This window comes from Proteus penneri (assembly GCF_022369495.1).
Classification (GTDB): Bacteria; Pseudomonadota; Gammaproteobacteria; order Enterobacterales; family Enterobacteriaceae; genus Proteus; species Proteus penneri.
In genome coordinates this window covers 515,055-530,946 of sequence record NZ_CP059690.1, presented here as the reverse complement: position 1 = coordinate 530,946, position 15,892 = coordinate 515,055, and the positions used below count along the sequence as shown (strand labels likewise).

At 38.5% G+C, this 15,892-nt stretch carries 15 protein-coding genes; 6 read left to right on the top strand and 9 right to left on the bottom strand.

Features of this window, described 5'->3' with window-relative positions; all coding sequences use genetic code 11:
- Nucleotides 1-4: 4 nt before the first annotated feature.
- Genes H1225_RS02270 through H1225_RS02255 form a run of 4 tightly spaced genes read right to left on the bottom strand, consistent with a single transcriptional unit; the run spans nucleotide 5 to nucleotide 3,987 of the window.
- A complete protein-coding gene (locus H1225_RS02270; RefSeq protein WP_004244801.1) occupies nucleotides 5-634 on the bottom strand; it encodes an NADH:ubiquinone reductase (Na(+)-transporting) subunit D in 630 nt (209 codons plus the stop codon).
- On the bottom strand, nucleotides 627-1,412 hold the full coding sequence (locus tag H1225_RS02265; protein ID WP_006534795.1) for a Na(+)-translocating NADH-quinone reductase subunit C: 786 nt from the start codon (nucleotides 1,410-1,412) through the stop codon (nucleotides 627-629). The genes H1225_RS02270 and H1225_RS02265 overlap by 8 nt, the downstream gene beginning before the upstream one ends.
- On the bottom strand, nucleotides 1,405-2,643 hold the full coding sequence (locus H1225_RS02260) for an NADH:ubiquinone reductase (Na(+)-transporting) subunit B (protein ID WP_072063526.1): 1,239 nt from the start codon (nucleotides 2,641-2,643) through the stop codon (nucleotides 1,405-1,407). The genes H1225_RS02265 and H1225_RS02260 overlap by 8 nt, the downstream gene beginning before the upstream one ends.
- Before the next feature lie 3 nt (nucleotides 2,644-2,646).
- Entirely contained in the window at nucleotides 2,647-3,987 is a 1,341-nt protein-coding gene (locus tag H1225_RS02255; protein ID WP_109848508.1) for a Na(+)-translocating NADH-quinone reductase subunit A, read from the bottom strand.
- A 415-nt stretch (nucleotides 3,988-4,402) separates the two neighbouring features.
- Here H1225_RS02255 and H1225_RS02250 point away from each other — a divergent pair, with 415 nt between their 5' ends.
- The gene (locus H1225_RS02250) at nucleotides 4,403-5,170 is read left to right on the top strand and encodes a L,D-transpeptidase family protein (RefSeq protein WP_161707126.1); all 768 of its coding nucleotides are present in this window, start codon (nucleotides 4,403-4,405) and stop codon (nucleotides 5,168-5,170) included.
- Here the strand turns inward: H1225_RS02250 and H1225_RS02245 are convergent.
- Together H1225_RS02245 and lpcA are read right to left on the bottom strand one after the other, a co-directional pair.
- The gene (locus tag H1225_RS02245) at nucleotides 5,141-5,908 is read right to left on the bottom strand and encodes a class II glutamine amidotransferase (RefSeq protein WP_109399037.1); all 768 of its coding nucleotides are present in this window, start codon (nucleotides 5,906-5,908) and stop codon (nucleotides 5,141-5,143) included. The genes H1225_RS02250 and H1225_RS02245 overlap by 30 nt on opposite strands.
- 53 nt (nucleotides 5,909-5,961) lie before the next feature.
- A complete protein-coding gene (gene lpcA / locus H1225_RS02240; protein ID WP_006534804.1) occupies nucleotides 5,962-6,540 on the bottom strand; it encodes a D-sedoheptulose 7-phosphate isomerase in 579 nt (192 codons plus the stop codon).
- A gap of 238 nt (nucleotides 6,541-6,778) precedes the next feature.
- On the opposite strand from lpcA, the gene fadE reads away from it, so the two are divergent.
- Complete coding sequence (gene fadE, locus H1225_RS02235) at nucleotides 6,779-9,226, top strand: acyl-CoA dehydrogenase FadE (RefSeq protein ID WP_239739418.1); 2,448 nt, start codon at nucleotides 6,779-6,781, stop codon at nucleotides 9,224-9,226.
- Nucleotides 9,227-9,334: 108 nt separating this feature from the next.
- Here the strand turns inward: fadE and lysA are convergent, their stop codons facing one another.
- Nucleotides 9,335-10,576, bottom strand: a complete 1,242-nt coding sequence (gene lysA, locus H1225_RS02230; protein WP_161671433.1) for a diaminopimelate decarboxylase — start codon at nucleotides 10,574-10,576, stop codon at nucleotides 9,335-9,337.
- 112 nt (nucleotides 10,577-10,688) lie between these two features.
- Between lysA and H1225_RS02225 the strand changes: the two genes are divergently transcribed.
- The gene (locus H1225_RS02225; protein WP_109848512.1) at nucleotides 10,689-11,615 is read left to right on the top strand and encodes a LysR family transcriptional regulator; all 927 of its coding nucleotides are present in this window, start codon (nucleotides 10,689-10,691) and stop codon (nucleotides 11,613-11,615) included.
- Here H1225_RS02225 and H1225_RS02220 read toward each other — a convergent pair.
- On the bottom strand, nucleotides 11,592-12,512 hold the full coding sequence (locus H1225_RS02220; RefSeq protein WP_161727700.1) for a LysR family transcriptional regulator: 921 nt from the start codon (nucleotides 12,510-12,512) through the stop codon (nucleotides 11,592-11,594). The two genes, H1225_RS02225 and H1225_RS02220, sit on opposite strands and share 24 nt — an antisense overlap.
- Nucleotides 12,513-12,617: 105 nt before the next feature.
- Between H1225_RS02220 and H1225_RS02215 the strand changes: the two genes are divergently transcribed.
- Nucleotides 12,618-13,490, top strand: coding sequence for an MBL fold metallo-hydrolase (locus tag H1225_RS02215; protein ID WP_161748321.1), 873 nt, complete (start codon nucleotides 12,618-12,620; stop codon nucleotides 13,488-13,490).
- Nucleotides 13,478-14,146 carry a DsbA family protein gene (locus H1225_RS02210; protein ID WP_109848513.1) on the top strand — a complete coding sequence of 223 codons (669 nt, stop codon included), beginning with the start codon at nucleotides 13,478-13,480 and terminating at the stop codon, nucleotides 14,144-14,146. Before H1225_RS02215 ends, H1225_RS02210 begins: the two co-directional genes overlap by 13 nt.
- A 107-nt stretch (nucleotides 14,147-14,253) precedes the next feature.
- On the opposite strand, the gene H1225_RS02205 is transcribed toward H1225_RS02210, so the two are convergent.
- On the bottom strand, nucleotides 14,254-14,907 hold the full coding sequence (locus H1225_RS02205; RefSeq protein ID WP_161729913.1) for a prepilin peptidase: 654 nt from the start codon (nucleotides 14,905-14,907) through the stop codon (nucleotides 14,254-14,256).
- Between the two features lie 251 nt (nucleotides 14,908-15,158).
- Here H1225_RS02205 and rsmE point away from each other — a divergent pair, with 251 nt between their 5' ends.
- Nucleotides 15,159-15,890, top strand: a complete 732-nt coding sequence (rsmE, locus tag H1225_RS02200) for a 16S rRNA (uracil(1498)-N(3))-methyltransferase (RefSeq protein ID WP_161727702.1) — start codon at nucleotides 15,159-15,161, stop codon at nucleotides 15,888-15,890.
- Nucleotides 15,891-15,892: the final 2 nt, after the last annotated feature.

The window sequence follows — 15,892 nt, the reverse complement described above, 5'->3', positions numbered from 1 at the left end:
GCGATTAGTCCTCTTCAACCTGTGCAGGTTTTAATGTACGTAATCCCCAAATTAGCAAGCCAATGATAAAGAATGCACTTGGAGCTAACAGGAATAAACCATTAGGCTGATACCAGCCACCATTCTGAATAGATTCCATCACGGTAATGCCGAATAATTTACCTGAACCAAAGAGCTCACGTAAAAAACCAACAAGGATCAAGATAACGCCATAGCCTAAGCCGTTACCAATACCATCCATAAAACTTTCAATAGGAGGCGATTTCATTGCGTAAGCTTCAGCACGCCCCATTACAATACAGTTAGTAATGATAAGGCCAACGAAAACAGAGAGTTGCTTAGAAATCTCATAGGCATAAGCTTGTAAAACTTGGTCAACAACGATAACTAATGAAGCAATAATCGCCATTTGAACAATAATACGAACACTACTTGGTATGTAATTACGGATTAGTGAGATAAAAAAGTTTGAAAATGCAGTAACTAAAGTCACCGCAATTGTCATCACTAATGCAGTTTCAAGTTTTGTTGTTACCGCCAATGCAGAACACACACCTAACACCTGTAAGGCAATCGGGTTGTTATCTAACAATGGCCCAAGTAAAACTCGTTTAATTTCTTTTGTATCAGCCATTGATCTCTCCTTCACGAACTTTTTTCAGGAATGGGCCGAAACCTTTTTCACCTAACCAGAAATCGAACATATGCTGGATACCATTTGAGGTCAATGTTGCTCCAGAAAGCCCATCAATACCATAAGGACTGTCAGATGCGCCACCACGCACAATCTTAATCGCGGGAATACCTTCTTCAGTCAGTAAACGCTTACCTTTCCATTGTGCTTTCCACTGTGGGTTATCGACTTCACCGCCTAACCCTGGTGTTTCACCATGTGAATAATAAGTAATCCCTTTCGCTGTTACTCCATCAATATCTACAGCTACGAAAGCGTACATGACAGACCATAAACCTGAACCATATACAGGTAGCACAACTTCCGTTGTTTTACCTTGAGCATCGAGAACGAAGTAAACTTCAGCGGTATTGGCACGACGACGAATTTTAGCAATATCTTCAGCTGGCGATAACGCAATAGATGTTTCATCGCTACGTAATTCAGCATTTAAATCAAAATTGCCTTTACTATCAGTCAGCTCACCTGTCTGAAAATTAACAATTTTTGCTTTAATTCGAGTGTCATACACTTTCAGTACATCTGTCGCACTCATTTTCGGTACAAGCAGACCCGCAACATCAAGAATATTACGTTGTTTATCAAGAAGTTTCTGTTCTTCTTGTTTAGACTTAAGCCCAACAGCAGCTCCTGCTACTACCACAGAACACACAAGACATAGAATAAATACAACGAGGAACGTTCTTGCGACGCTATCTTTGTTTTTCTCTTTAGCCACGAGCTTTTCTCCGCTTAATATTCGCCTGAACAACCACGTAATCGAACAGTGGTGCAAATAAGTTTGCGAATAAGATTGCCAGCATCATACCTTCTGGGTAAGCCGGATTGACGACACGAATAAGCACAGCCATTACGCCAATCAAAATACCGTATGCCCATTTACCTTTATCGGTAAACGATGCAGATACTGGATCTGTTGCCATAAACATCATACCGAAAGCAAAACCACCTAATACTAAGTGCCAGTGCCAAGGCATTGAGAAGAGAGGATTGGTATCTGAACCGATAAAATTAAATAGGTATGACATTACAATCATGCCCACCATTACCCCAGCAACAATACGCCATGAAGCAATTCGGGCAAAAAGAATGACAGCACCGCCGATTAAAATCATCAATGTTGAAACTTCACCGATCGATCCTGGAATATTTCCAAGGAAAGCATCCATCCAAGAGATAGGTTGTTGAGTGACGGTATTTAATAATGCACTTTCACCCGATACAGACCATTGTGATAATGGTGTCGCACCTGAGAAGCCATCTGCCGCAGTCCAAACTAGATCACCTGAAATTTGAGCAGGATATGCAAAAAACAGGAATGCACGACCTGCTAATGCTGGGTTTAAGAAGTTACGTCCTGTACCACCAAAGATTTCTTTCGCAATAACCACACCAAACGTAATACCTAATGCAGCCTGCCAAAGTGGTAATGTTGGCGGTACGATCAAGGCAAATAAGATTGATGTAACAAAGAAACCTTCGTTAATTTCATGACCACGAATAAAGGCAAAAAGAACTTCCCAAAATCCACCAACCACAAAAACAACAAGATAAATAGGTAAAAAGTAAGTTGCACCAAGTAGCATCTTACTTGCCCATCCAGCATCTGTTGTTAATGATGCGCCGAGGAATTCAGCAAGACGATAGTGCCAATCTGAAGCAATTATTTGCTGTAATTCAGCACCGCTATATAACTGATTAAGTGCAGGGATCGCTTGATGACCGACATTATACATTCCCCAAAACATTGCAGGGAAAACGGACAACCAAACTAAGATCATCATGCGTTTTAGGTCAATAGTGTCACGAACATGACCACCATTACGCGTGACAGTACCTGGCGTATAAAATACCGTGGTAACTGCTTCATAAAGCACATACCATTTTGCTAATTTGCCACCGGGCTCAAAATGGTGCTCTACTTTTTCAAATAAATTTTTCAAACCCATGAGTTACCCTTCCTGCTCAATTTTGGTCAATACTTGGCGCAGTGCTGGGCCATACTCATATTTGCTTGGGCAAACATAAGTACATAATCCCAAATCTTCTTCATCCAATTCCAAACAACCTAAAGCTTGAGAACTGTCAGTATCACCTACAATTAAATCACGTAATAAATGCGTTGCCATAATGTCTAAAGGCATCACTCGCTCATAGTTACCAATTGGTACCATCGAACGTTCACCACCATTCATTGTGGTTGTAAATGCAAAGCGTTTATTTTTTAAGAAGTGACCGATAGTTGTACGCGTGATAGAAAATTTATCGCTACCTGGCATACCCCAACCAAATAACTCTTTATCACGACCTTCACGCAATACAGAAACTTGGTTATGGAAACGACCTAAATAGTGATGAGCCTTATCAGATTTCCATCCCCATAATACAGAGCCAGAAATAATGCGATTCTCACCATCAACTAATTGATCTTTCGTTAACTCATAGAGATCAGCCCCTAAATAAGTACGCACTAAACGAGGTGCTTTTACTTGAGGGCCGGCTAATGCAACAACACGTTCTGTATATAAAGAACCTGTTGTAAACAGATAACCAATAGCAATGACATCTTGATAATTTAAATGCCAAACCATTTTCTTAGTACTCACAGGTTCTAAGAAATGGATATGCGTACCGACTAATCCTGCAGGATGTGGGCCTGCAAATTGGTTATAGCTAATTTGTCCGTCATTTAATTTTGTCGGCGATTTTTCACCATGACAAACATAGACTTTACCTTCGGTTAAACGAGTTAAAACAACAAGGCCATCATTAAATGCCTTCTCATTTTGCTCTATAATAACCATAGGATCGGCTGCTAGTGGATTAGTATCCATCGCAGAGACAAAAATGGCGACAGGTGTTGTGCCTAAATGCGGAGTACGACTATAAGGACGTGTCCTTAACGCAGTCCACATTCCCGAATTAACAAGGTTAGTTTCGACTTGTTCGCGGGTCAGGTCTGAAAGCGTTGAGCTATCATAACGGTTAAAGGTGATTTCTTCATCGCCATCAATTTCGATAACGATAGATTGGAACACACGGCGTTCGCCGCGGTTAATTTCAACGACTTTACCACAAGCTGGGCTGGTGAAAACAACACCGGCATTCTTTTTATCTTCAAAAAGAATTTGCCCTTTTTTTACATGCTCACCTTCCGAAACCATCATAGAAGGACGCATACCGACATATTCTTCACCTAGCAATGCTACGCGTCGAATCGCGGGTCCGTCTTCTATCACTTGGGCAGGCGCTCCTGCAATTGGGAGGTCGAGTCCTTTTTTAATTTTAATCATAAGATTTGCACAAGTTTATCAGTTAAACCCTAAGCTACAAATTCACCCCGAAAATGTAGCGACTCTGTAATAAAAACATCTTAAGGTGTTTTTGAACCCTAAGTTATTTATCTCCGATAATTGTTACTATTTTCTCTTATTCCGCCGAACTGAATTTTATCATCTCAGCCTGAACCTGTCTGACTATTCGAGTGATTTAGCTCAAGCAAATGGGAATATTATTTTGACTGAAACGTTAACAACTCGTATAAACCGAATTAAAATATCATCTTTTTCGACTAGCGATTAAATTTCATACAGAATATTTTGTAAAAGAAAAGAAACTATATCAGATTTTAATTTACAAATTTATTGCTTCATAGCAATCTACGATCTACTTTATCAACAAATTTTAAGCTATTTTTCTGATAAAACCATGACCAGTCACGCAAAACAACTAATCAGTTTTTTAACATTAATGTTAATTTCCTTATTAGTTAACGCCGATAACAGTTTAAGTTTTCTAATGAAACCTGTTAAAAAAAGTACAGGTCAGCCCATCTATATTCAGATTTTCAAAGAAGAAAGTTTACTTGAACTGTATACGGAAAAATTAGATGGACAATTAGAAAAAGTACGTACCTACCCTATTTGTAGCTATTCTGGAGGTCTTGGACCTAAAAAGTTTCAAGGTGATTTAAAAAGCCCTGAGGGCTTTTATCAGGTTAATTTCTCACAATTAAATCCGAACAGTCGATTTTACCGAGCTATTAACCTAGGATTTCCTAATCAATATGATAAATCAAAAGGATACACTGGCGATTTTTTAATGATCCACGGTGCATGTAAATCAGTAGGTTGCTATGCAATGACAGATCCTGTGATGGATGAAATTTATCAGTATGCTGAATTGGCGCTACAAAGAGGTCAATCTACGATTAACATTCATATTTTTCCATTTAAAATGACTGCTGAAAATATGAAAAAACACCAGTATTCAAAAGATATGGATTTTTGGCAACAACTTATGCCTGCCTACCAATATGTTGAAGCATACAAAAAAATCCCATCTATTACTGTTCAAGATGGGCGTTATTTCGTTAATAGCACTTTGGCTTCACCTAATAGTGTAACCCCTGTAATTAACTTATCGCAAAATAGTGAAAACAGATGGTTACAGAATACGAACACCACGATCAAATAAGACAAACTCACCTGCAGGAATACGCTGCCAAGACTCATTTCCAGTTAATGGTAATGTTGAAATAACAGAAACAACATCATCGGATTGTGTGTGTTGCTGGAAATCGATTTCTACATCTTGATCAAGTAATTTGGCTTTGCCGAAAGGCGCTTTACGTGTGATCCAGTGTAAATTCGTTGAACAATATGCCATTACAAATCGGCCATCTGACAACAGCATATTAAAAACCCCTTTTTGCTTTAATTGAGAGGCTAAAACAGCAATAAAACGAAATACAGCTGGCCAATTCACAGGGGTTCGTTTATAACGATTCTCGAGCTGATTTAAGATCCAGCAAAAAGCTTTTTCACTGTCTGTTTGACCGATGGCTCTAAAGCGCCCTGTTTCAAGAGATTGATAACCTTTTAGTTGACCATTATGCGCATAAGTCCAATTTTTTCCCCATAATTCACGGGTAAAAGGATGGGTATTTTCTAAAGAGACATTCCCTCGATTCGCTTGACGAATATGAGCGACCACTGCCTCTGATTTAATTGGATATTCTTGCACGAAGCGAGCGACTGGCGAAATTGCGCTAGCTTGAGGATCTTTAAATGTACGGCATCCTAATCCTTCGTAGAAAGTAATTCCCCAACCATCTTTATGAGGCCCTGTTTTGCCCCCTCTTGGAATTAACCCACTTAGACTGAAATTAATATCTGTCGGTACATTTGCACTCATGCCTAACAATTCACACATCGCTCACTCCTTCTTGCCGATGTTTATTGCTAATTTATAGCAATATCAACAAATTATTTTTCCATTTCTTTTTCAATTAATTGGATCAGAATATGGATAACTTTGATATGGATTTCTTGAATGCGATCAGCATAACCAAAATGAGGAACGCGAATTTCAATATCCGCTGTACCGTCCATTTTGCCACCGTCTTTACCTGTCAGAGTAATGACTTTCATGCCTTTTTCTCGTGCAGCACTAATTGCTTTGATGATATTGCCTGAATTACCTGAGGTTGAAATACCTAGCAGAACGTCACCTTCTTTACCCACAGCTTCAACATAACGAGAGAAGATATATTCATAGCCAAAATCATTACTTACACATGAAATATGGCTTACATCTGAGATAGCAATAGCAGGATAGCCAGGGCGATTTTCGCGGTAACGTCCAGTTAATTCTTCTGCAAAGTGCATGGCGTCACAATGAGAACCACCATTACCACAAGATAATACTTTGCCACCAGCTTTAAAAGAATCTGCTAATAATACAGCCGCTTTTTGAATAGCTTCAATGTTTGCATCATCTTGAAGAAAGCGAGAAAGGGTATCTGCTGCTTCTGTTAACTCACCACGGATAAGATCTTGGTACATAGGATTTTTACTCCAGAAAGGGTAATCGAAATTTTCTGTTTCTCAGTGTAACGGATTAAATGTCATGAAAGAAGATACCTATGATCGACAAATGCTAACTTCTCTCATTTACGAATAAATTGTGAGCTATATTGTAATTAGAATGTAAATATATTGATAAAAGTTGGTGACTGAATTAGATCTAAATAACAAACAACAGGTCTGACCTCTGATCTCTTGGTAAATGCAGGAGTTTATTATGACACTACTCAGTATCGTACTTTTTATTGTTCTTATTGGCGTACTTAGTTATCGCAAATTCAGTATCGCAGTAAGTAGTTTCGCGCTTATTGCTTATACATTAGTTATGGGTCTCACCAATATTTGGAGTTACTGGTTACTCCTTCCCGTTGCATTGGTTTTATTACCCTTTACTATCCCTTCTACTCGTAGAGCCTATATCTCAGTACCCGCACTTAAAGCATTTCAAAAAGTCATGCCTTCTATGTCTAAAACAGAACAAGAAGCCATTGATGCAGGAACAACATGGTGGGAAGGTGAACTTTTCCGTGGCGCTCCAGATTGGAAACAACTTCATAATTACCCTAAACCACAGCTAACGGCTGAAGAACAAGCTTTTCTTGATGGTCCAGTAGAAGAAGTTTGTCGCATGACAAATGACTTTGAGATCACTCATGAACTCGCTGACTTACCTCCTGAAATTTGGCAATACCTCAAAGATAATCGCTTCTTTGCGATGATCATTAAAAAGGAGTACGGCGGATTAGAGTTTTCTGCCTATGCACAATCTCGTGTATTGCAAAAATTAGCTGGGGTATCTGGTATTTTAGCCATCACAGTTGGTGTACCTAACTCTTTAGGCCCTGGTGAACTATTACAACACTACGGCACAGATGAACAGAAAAAACGCTATTTACCTGGTTTAGCCAAAGGGGATGAAATCCCTTGCTTTGCCTTAACAAGCCCTGAAGCGGGTTCCGATGCTGGTGCTATCCCTGACAGTGGCGTTGTCTGTATGGGTGAATGGCAAGGTGAGCAAATATTAGGTATTCGCTTAAATTGGAATAAACGCTATATCACGCTTGCGCCTATCGCGACCGTATTAGGACTAGCGTTTAAATTGCGTGATCCTGACCATCTATTAAGCAATGACGAAAACCCAGGTATTACCTGCGCGTTAATTCCAACTGATGTCAAAGGTGTTGAAATCGGTCATCGTCATTTCCCATTAAACGTGCCATTTATGAATGGACCGACTCGCGGTAAAGATGTTTTTGTTCCTATCGATTACATTATTGGTGGACCAAAAATGGCAGGGCAAGGGTGGAGAATGCTAGTGGAATGTCTCTCTGTTGGACGTGGCATAACATTACCATCAAACTCTACTGGTGGATTAAAAAGTGCAGCAATGGCAACAGGGGCTTATTCTCGTGTCCGTCGTCAATTTAAAATTCCTATTGGTAAAATGGAAGGTATTGAAGAGCCATTAGCTCGCCTTGCTGGAAATGCTTATCTGTTAGATGCTGCATCCACTTTAATTACCACAGGTATCATGTTAGGTGAAAAACCTGCCGTATTATCCGCCATAGTCAAATATCATTGTACTCATAGAGCGCAACGAGGCATTATCGACGCAATGGATATTGTTGGTGGTAAAGGGATCTGCCTTGGCCCTTCAAACTTTGTTGCTCGCTCTTACCAAGGTTCCCCTATTGCAATCACTGTTGAAGGTGCCAATATTTTAACTCGTAGTATGATAATTTATGGTCAAGGTGCTATCCGTTGCCATCCTTATGTATTAGATGAAATTGCAGCCGCACGAGATAATAACCTACATGATTTTGACCGTGCTTTATTTGGTCATATCGGTCATGTGGTAAGTAATACCCTGCGTAGTTTGTGGTTAGGTATCACTCATGGTCGATTAAGTAATTCACCCACTAATGATGAAACCCGTCGTTATTATCAACAAATTAACCGTTTGAGTGCCAATATGGCGCTATTATCTGATGTTTCAATGGGAGTTTTAGGTGGAAGTTTAAAACGTCGTGAGCGTATTTCTGCTCGTTTGGGTGATATTTTAAGCCATATCTTCCTCGCTTCTGCGGTCTTAAAACGCTATGAAGATGAAGGTCGTCATACTGCCGATTTGCCATTAGTGCATTGGAGTGTGAAAGAGTGTCTATACCAAGCTGAAAATGCAATTGATGAACTGTTACGTAATTTCCCGAGCCGAATGATTGCAGGTACTATGCGCGCTATTATTTTCCCTCTAGGTAAAGCGCAAAAACTGCCATCCGATAAACTAGACAGTAAAGTGGCTCAAATTATTCAACAACCATCTGAAACTCGCGATCGTATTGGTAGAGGCCAATTCTTAACACCAAGTGAACATAATCCACATGGTTTAATGGAAGAAGCATTGCTTGATATTTTGGCAGCAGAACCTATTTTCGACCGCATTTGTCGCCTCTACGAGAAAAAATTCAGTTTTACTCAATTAGATAAATTAGCAGACAAAGCACTGGCTGATAAAAGAGTAACTCAAGAAGAAGCTGATATCTTACGCAAAGCAGAGCAGAGTCGCTTACGGAGTATCAATGTTGATGAATTTGACTTTGATGCATTGGCGGTGCCTGCAAAAAAGCCGAAAACTGACCTAATCAAAACAGACAAAGCTGCTTAACAACAGATATAAAGGGAAATATCTCCTCTGATAAAACACAAACACCTCATCACTTTTAGTCATGAGGTGTTTTTATCCAAACCAAATTATTGAGAAGCAAAAAATGAATTAAAGATCTAACTCTAATGCTAATAACTCTTCTATTGTTTGGTGACGACGAATTAATTGAGGAACACCCTCTGTTATCAATACTTCAGGAATAAGTGGTCGACTATTATAATTTGATGACATTGAAGCACCATAAGCCCCTGTATCATGAATCACTAAATAATCATCTACCTGTGCTTGAGGCAATAAACGAGGAACAACCATACCTCCCTCTTGCTGAGTAAAAACATCTCCAGACTCACACAAAGGACCTGCCACAATCGTTTCTTGTAATTCTGTCATTGGTTTAATTTGACCATGGCTATCTAAAACTGAAATTTGATGATAACTGCCATACATTGCTGGGCGCATTAAATCACTAAATCCAGCATCCACCAGCACATAATGACGACTTCCCATTGATTTAACGGCTCTCACTTGTGAAATCAATACACCTGATTCAGCCACTAAGAAACGCCCCGGCTCAATTTCTAACTCAATTGAATGCCCTAAATGTTGTGCAATACGTTGGCGAGCCTTATCCCATAAAGAAAAATAGTGATCCAAATCGACCGTCGCATCCCCTTCTTGATAAGGCGTTGATAATCCGCCTCCTGCCGAAATAGCTTGAATATCAACTTGAGAGGTAAGCACTTGCTCTACCATCGCATCACAGACACTAGAAAGATGGTGATAATCAACACCAGAGCCAATATGCATATGAAAACCAACTAGAGTTAGATTGTATTGTTGGATCACAGCTAACGCTTCAGGCACATCTTCATACCAAATACCATGCTTACTATTTTCACCACCAGTATTGGTTTTTTGGCTATGACCATGCCCAAAGCCGGGATTAATTCTAATCCAAACCGCATGCCCTTGATTGCGTTTACCTAATTGACGAAGCATATCAATAGAGCCTGCATTAACAGGAATATCTAATTCAACAACACGTTCAATGGTTCTTTCATCAAGTAAATCAGCCGTAAAAACAATCTCACTTTTTTCTCTACCACCTTGATAACCCGCAACTAAAGCACGTTCAATCTCCCCTAATGAAACAGAATCAACTTTCACACCCTGTGCTTTCATTAAACGTAAGATATGAATATTGGAACATGCTTTTTGAGCAAAACGAACCACATCAAAAGAGTTAAGCTGAGCAATACGCTGAGAAATTGTATCGCCTTGATAAATCCATAATGGCGTTCCATAAGTTTGTGCTAATTGGTATTGAGCCATAGTTATTGATGTTGTCATGTTATCTACTCATAAAAGTCACAGGTGAATAAAATCATTATTTATTAACTTAAAAGGGAATAAAAATATCAAATAAGCTACACTCTATTCATTTGTGATATAGGAATAGGCCATGAAAACTCCTTTTAATTGGCGGCATATTGAAATTTTTCATGCTGTGATGACTACTCAAAATCTTACTGAAGCCGCAGAGTTACTGAAAACATCACAACCCACTGTCAGTAGAGAATTATCTCGTCTCGAGCATCTATTAGCATTTAAATTATTTGATAGAATAAAAGGCCGTTTACAACCCACGACTGAAGGATTACGCTTTTTTGAGGAAGTACAACGTTCTTATTATGGCTTAGATAGAATAATTAACGCAGCTGAAAACATTCGCTATTTTAACCAAGCAGAATTGAATATCACCTGCTTGCCCGCATTTGCTCAATCATTATTACCTTCAATATGTCGACAATTTCTAGATACATATCCTGATGTCAACTTGACCATCGTTCCTCAAGAATCCCCTTTATTAGAAGAGTGGTTATCCGCTCAACATTATGATTTAGGATTGACTGAACACACACAAACACCAGCAGGAACTCAACAAGAAACCATACTTACACTCAATGAAGTCGCTGTGTTACCTAAATCTCACCCATTATGTAAAAAGCGATTGTTATACCCTGCGGATTTTCAAAGTCAGCGCTTTATTAGCTTGTCTGCCAATGATAGCTACCGACAATTAATTGACACCGTATTTATTAAAGATGGAATTGGGCGACAACTCGTGATGGAAACGCAAAGTGCAGCCTCTATTTGTGCCATGGTAAGCGAGAATATCGGCATTTCAATAGTTAACCCTATCACCGCACTTGATTACATAGATAAATCTATTTGTCTTCGCCCTTTAAGTTTTTCTATTCCCTTTACCATCAGCTTAATTACTCCATCACATCGCCCTTCATCACAACTTGTTTCCTATTTTATTGATGTAATGAAAGAGGCATTATCAGATTACCCCAAACAACTAACTCAAGCTTTTGCCCGATAAAGCGAACCAATAAGGTGATGATGAAAACCATTCAACTAAGAAATCCAACAATGCTCTAACAGCGGTAGGCATATTTTGCCGGCTCGCTAAAACCGCATAAATTCCCATGGGTTGAGCTTGATAGTCAGACAAGACTTGTTCTAAGTCTCCATTATCAAGATAAGGTTTGGCAGAATAATAAGGTTGTAGCGATATGCCCGCTCCTTTTAACGTGGCTTGCAATAAAACAACCGATTCATTTGCACTTAAATTACCGCCAACAGGCACAGAATAACGTTCATCCCCCAAATTAAACTCCCACAAACTACGACCAAAAAATCGGTAAGTTAAACATTGATGCTGAGCCAGTTCATCTGGCGTTTGAGGTATACCTTTTTTTGCTAAGTAATCTTTATGAGCACACACCACCGAAAGACATGTCGCTAGTGAGCGTGCGATTAAATTAGGTTCAAGATGATTGGTAATACGTAAGGCAATATCAATACGCTCTTCCACCAAATTCACGGTTTGATTAGTAATTTGTAAATCAACCGCAATTAAAGGATAACGTTGCATAAACTCACATATCGCCACTGACAAAATACTATTTGCTAACGATTGTGAACTGGTAATACGAACAAGCCCACTGATTTGATGACGTTCTTTCGGAATATTGGCAGGAATACGTTCAGCCATTTCTAATAGCTGTAAACTCTGCTCATAAACCATTTCACCAACTGATGTTAAGCTTTGTTTACGTGTCGTTCTATGCAATAAGCGCACGCCAGCCCACTCTTCCATTTCATTTAAATAACGCGTCACCATGGCTCTAGACATACCTAGATAATCAGCCGCTTTTATCATGCTTCCTTGTTTCACAATGGTTACAAACACTTCTGATGCTTTTATTTTATCCATTCTATTTACTCGATTTACGCAACAATTAATTGCCTAAAATAGGGTTTTTCTCTTGTTTTATGCAACATATTATAGTCAGCAACAACATTATGGAGAAAACAAAAGATGAAAAAATTACTGCCTTTAACACTTGCAACTACTGCGTTCTTCGCAACATCAACACTAGCAACTGATTTAACATTAGATATTTATAACCCAGGAGAAGCGAGTGTTTTTCCTGTTTCATCTGAAATAATTTATGGTGATAAAGATGCTGTTTTAATTGATGCACAGTTTCAAAAAAATGATGCACAAGCGTTAGTTGATAAGATAAAAGCCTCTGGAAAAAACCTGACTTATATCTATATCAGCCATTCTGATCCCGATTTTTATTTTGGGTTAGATGTCATTACTGATGCATTTCCAAATGCCAAAGTGATTGCTACAGAACCCACAATTAAAGCCATTAATGAAACTCAAGCAGGAAAACTTGCCTACTGGGGGCCTGTACTTAAAGAAAATGCTCCTCAGAAAATCATCCTTCCCGAAGTACTAAAAGGTGATAGTTTTCCGCTAGAAGGTGAAACCATTTCAGTCAAAGGGTTAGACGGACAATATCCAGATAGAACATACCTTTATGTTCCAAAACTTAATGCAGTAATGGGCGGTGTTTTAGTTTCTGAAAATATTCATGTTTGGCTGGCAGACACTCAAACTGTGGAAGAACGCCAACATTGGATTAGTGCGTTACAACAAATAAAATCACTATCCCCAAAAACGGTTATTCCTGGTCACTATTTACCAAAAGCAACGTACAATCTACAAGCTGTTGACTTTACAATGAATTACCTAATTGAAGCTGAGAAAAATCTTGAAAAGACGAAAAATTCAGATGAATTTATTGCAGCTATGGAAAAAAATCATCAGAATTTAGCTGATAAATCAAGCCTAGAACTTAGTGCAAAAGTACTAAAAGGAGAGATGCAGTGGCCTCAGTAGCAAGCAATACAGGTAATACCCAAGGTACTAAAATATTGCACTATGTTTATGATCCTCTGTGTGGTTGGTGCTACGGCATTGCGCCTCTGATTGAAGTCGTAAGCAATGCATTTCCTAATTCCATTAAGTTACATGGTGGTGGATTATTTACATCTGCAAGAGCCGTAACGGGTGGTCAATCGTGGAAAGAGCACGTCACACCTATTGATGAACGTATTAGCCAGTTATCAGGTCAAGTTTTTAGTCACGCATACCGAGACACTCTTGGCAACACTGAAATGGTATTAAACTCACTGCTACCTATTTCAGCCATTCTTATTGCTGAAAGAATGGGAAAGCGAGATGTTTATTTATTAAAAGCACTACAAGAAGCCTATTACCTTGATGGCTTAAATATCAGTGATAAAGACACACTGTTATTTATTGTGAAAAAACTTGGCTTTGATGTTGAACAATTTGCATCCTTACTATCTGAAATTAGTGAAACACAAATTCAACAACATTTAAGCCAGACACAGCAATTAATGGCTCAAGTTAATGGTCGCGGTTTTCCTACGTTATTTATTGAAGATGCTCAAGGTTATCACCTAATACCAGTTGAAAAATATTTAGGCGATACAAAACGTTGGCAACAATTTATAACAGAAAATCTATGATCTCCTTTTCAGTGTGCTGATTAATTTCCGCACACTGCCTTCTTTATTTCTATTCTTACTCTTTGGTGGCCTTGTTATAATTTTCTAACCAAGAAGATTGAAACCAATTAATTAAAGGAGTGATAAGACGAAAAGTAGAAACTTAATACCATTAATGTTGAAAATGAAAGGCAAGAACCAAATGCCACTTTTTTTATACGATCTTTTGTTGTGATAAATACCGCACAATAAATACTTAATCCTAAAAAAGAACCTAATAAAAGAATATAGGGCAACTTTTCTAATCCACACCATGCACCAATAGCCCCAAATAATTTCACATCACCAAAACCTAAAACACATTTTTGGCAGATAAAATATCCCCACAGATAGATGCCATAAAAAAGCCCTACACCACCTAAAAAACCATAAAAAGCATGATCGAAAGGCACTAATCCATATGCAGTATAATTACACAACAACCCTAAAAATATTAACCAATAAGTCAATGTATTAGGCAGAAGAAAATAGTCCGCATCAAAGAAAGAGAGTATTAACAAATAAAAGCTTAATATAGAAAATAATATCAATAATGAAAGCGAATTAATTGAAACAAACCAATATAAACAAACAATAATATAGCTTATAGCAAGTTGTTTACGGCGGGTTTTAGGTAACAGAAATAATAGTGAAAAAGGCAGACAAAACTTAATAAAAACAAAAAAATCATGCAAAAAAGAAAGTAAAGGTATTTTTATAAAACAACAACGGCTTAATGGCATAAATATCTACTCCTTAGATACCTCGTTATCCTTGTTAAATGACTGTATAAGAGGATTTATTTGATACCGAGAATTTTCTTTATAATAACGATGAAAACATGAAATTTTGCGACAAAACACGCAATAAGATCCACGCTATAATAACAACAAAAGCAAAGTGATAACTTGCATGCCATAATGTCATGCGTATGATGCATATCACATATTTTATTTATCACGGTTAACCATCTTTTACGTAAGGGTTTCACGTTATGCGTATTCCTCGCATTTATCATCCAGAACCACTCACAGCAGGTACTCAAACAGTATTAGGTGAAGAAGCATCTAATCATGTTGGGCGTGTATTAAGAATGTCTACTGGGCAAAAACTGGCTCTATTCGATGGTTCAAATCAGGTATTTGATGCTGAAATCATAGAAAGCACAAAAAAGTCAGTCACTGTGCAAGTTAATGCAGGCATTGTTGATGATAAAGAATCCCCTCTCGACCTCCATTTAGGGCAAGTGCTTTCACGAGGCGAGAAAATGGAGTTTACTATTCAAAAATCAGTTGAGTTAGGGGTTAATACGATCACACCACTGATCTCAGAACGCTGTGGTGTTAAACTTGACCCTAGCCGTTTAGAGAAAAAACATCAGCAATGGCAAAAAATTATTATCTCGGCATGCGAGCAATGTGGTAGAAATAGCATCCCACAATTAATGCCAGTGATGTCATTAGAAGAATGGTGTGCTCAAGATGATGGTAGTTTAAAACTCAATTTACATCCTCGGGCTAACCAAAGTATTAATACCTTACCCTTACCTGTTAAAAAAGTGCGCTTGTTGATTGGCCCTGAGGGGGGACTTTCCCCTGAAGAAATCGCTATGACAGCAGAGCACAATTTTACTGATATTTTATTAGGTCCTCGTGTATTAAGAACTGAAACAACAGCACTCACCGTAATCACCGCTTTACAGGTTCGGTTCGGCGATCTGGGATAAAG

Bases quoted from the DNA above. Each gene is read 5' to 3' on its own strand.
- H1225_RS02245 (WP_109399037.1), bottom strand. From the start codon at position 5,908: ATGTGTGAATTGTTAGGCATGAGTGCAAATGTACCGACAGATATTAAT.
- H1225_RS02220 (WP_161727700.1), bottom strand. From the start codon at position 12,512: ATGGATAAAATAAAAGCATCAGAAGTGTTTGTAACCATTGTGAAACAA.
- fadE (WP_239739418.1), top strand. From the start codon at position 6,779: ATGACACTACTCAGTATCGTACTTTTTATTGTTCTTATTGGCGTACTT.
- H1225_RS02215 (WP_161748321.1), top strand. From the start codon at position 12,618: ATGAAAAAATTACTGCCTTTAACACTTGCAACTACTGCGTTCTTCGCA.
- H1225_RS02225 (WP_109848512.1), top strand. From the start codon at position 10,689: ATGAAAACTCCTTTTAATTGGCGGCATATTGAAATTTTTCATGCTGTG.
- rsmE (WP_161727702.1), top strand. From the start codon at position 15,159: ATGCGTATTCCTCGCATTTATCATCCAGAACCACTCACAGCAGGTACT.
- H1225_RS02255 (WP_109848508.1), bottom strand. From the start codon at position 3,987: ATGATTAAAATTAAAAAAGGACTCGACCTCCCAATTGCAGGAGCGCCT.
- H1225_RS02270 (WP_004244801.1), bottom strand. From the start codon at position 634: ATGGCTGATACAAAAGAAATTAAACGAGTTTTACTTGGGCCATTGTTA.
- H1225_RS02260 (WP_072063526.1), bottom strand. From the start codon at position 2,643: ATGGGTTTGAAAAATTTATTTGAAAAAGTAGAGCACCATTTTGAGCCC.
- lysA (WP_161671433.1), bottom strand. From the start codon at position 10,576: ATGACAACATCAATAACTATGGCTCAATACCAATTAGCACAAACTTAT.
- lpcA (WP_006534804.1), bottom strand. From the start codon at position 6,540: ATGTACCAAGATCTTATCCGTGGTGAGTTAACAGAAGCAGCAGATACC.
- H1225_RS02250 (WP_161707126.1), top strand. From the start codon at position 4,403: ATGACCAGTCACGCAAAACAACTAATCAGTTTTTTAACATTAATGTTA.
- H1225_RS02205 (WP_161729913.1), bottom strand. From the start codon at position 14,907: ATGCCATTAAGCCGTTGTTGTTTTATAAAAATACCTTTACTTTCTTTT.